The 1,332-nt window shown below is 36.9% G+C and carries 1 protein-coding gene; it reads left to right on the top strand.

Annotation, left to right across the window (positions count from 1 at the left end; genetic code table 11):
- Positions 1–20: 20 nt before the first annotated feature.
- A protein-coding gene (locus JCM9152_RS22230) for an IS3 family transposase (protein ID WP_235715795.1) occupies positions 21–1,332 on the top strand; the annotation gives its coding sequence in 2 pieces (ribosomal slippage) (positions 21–462 and positions 462–1,332; 1,313 coding nt annotated over the 2 pieces). This gene is flagged as partial in the annotation.

Below are 1,332 nucleotides of genomic sequence, written 5' to 3'. Positions count from 1 at the left end.
ATAGGGGTGTTGTGATTGTGATGAAAAAGTTTACAAGTGTAGAAAAACATCAAACCGTTAAACGTTATTTAACTGGTACGATTAGCTATCGTGATTTAGCTAAACAAATTGGAGTAGACAACTCCGTTCTTCGTTATTGGGTAAAGTTAGTCGAATATCATGGAGAACAGGCCTTCGCTTTTCCCTATACAAATTATCCTGCTGCCTTTAAACTAAAAGTCATACAGTTTATTGAGGAAAAAGGGTATTCCATTCGAGAGGCGTCTGCGCTCTTCCACATTCCTGACTTTTCTATGGTACGAAGGTGGAAAAAGAAGTGGGAACTAGGCGGTGTGGATGCTCTTAAACCAACGGAGAAGGGGCCATTCACTATGACACCAAATAAAAAAGACAAAACCACTCAAGGCTCATTTGAAAGTCTGGAAAAGGAATTAGAATACCTACGGATGGAAAATGCGTATCTAAAAAAGTTGAATGCCTTAGTTCAAGAAAAGGAAAAATCTCCAAAGAAGACAAAGTAGAAGTCATCGTTGAGCTAAGGCATGAATATCCAGTAAACCAATTAGTGAAAATTGCTGGGTTGGTCCGCAGTACTTTTTACAATCTCGTTCAAAAGATAAATAAACCTGATCCCGATAAGGATTTGAAAGATAAAATCAAAGCCATTTATCATGAGCACAAGGGACGTTACGGTTATCGTCGGATCAAGGAAGAACTTGATAACCTAGGATCTCATGTAAACCATAAAAAAGTATATCGTATTATGAGGGAACTTGGCCTCAAATCTATTGTTCGAATGAAGAAATATAAGTCCTACAAAGAGATTGTCGGAAAGAAAGTCCAAAATATCTTAAACCGTAACTTTAAAGCAGATAAACCGAATCAGAAATGGGTCACAGACATCACAGAATTTAACCTTTTTGGGGAAAAATTGTACGTATCTCCTGTTCTTGATTTGTATAATGGGGAAATCATCACATATACGATCGGTTCCCGACCTACTTATTCTCTTGTATCAGACATGTTGGAGAAGTCATTTGAACGGTTAAATGACGAAGATGAGTTACTACTTCATTCCGATCAAGGGTGGCACTATCAGATGAAACAGTATGTCCATGCATTAAAGGAACGTGGAATCACACAGAGTATGTCACGTAAAGGAAACTGTTACGATAATGCCGTCATAGAGAACTTTTTTGGAATTATGAAATCTGAATTCCTATATCTCATTGACTTTGAAAGTATCGATCATTTTAAACAGGAACTTGAAGAATATATGGATTACTATAATAACAAACGTATTAAGACGAAACTAAAAGGCAAGAGTCCAGT

This window comes from Halalkalibacter hemicellulosilyticusJCM 9152 (assembly GCF_000513115.1).
Classification (GTDB): Bacteria; Bacillota; Bacilli; order Bacillales; family Bacillaceae_D; genus Halalkalibacter; species Halalkalibacter hemicellulosilyticus.
Note: the sequence above shows the minus strand (reverse complement) of the source record. Positions and strands in the feature narration are given on the sequence as shown.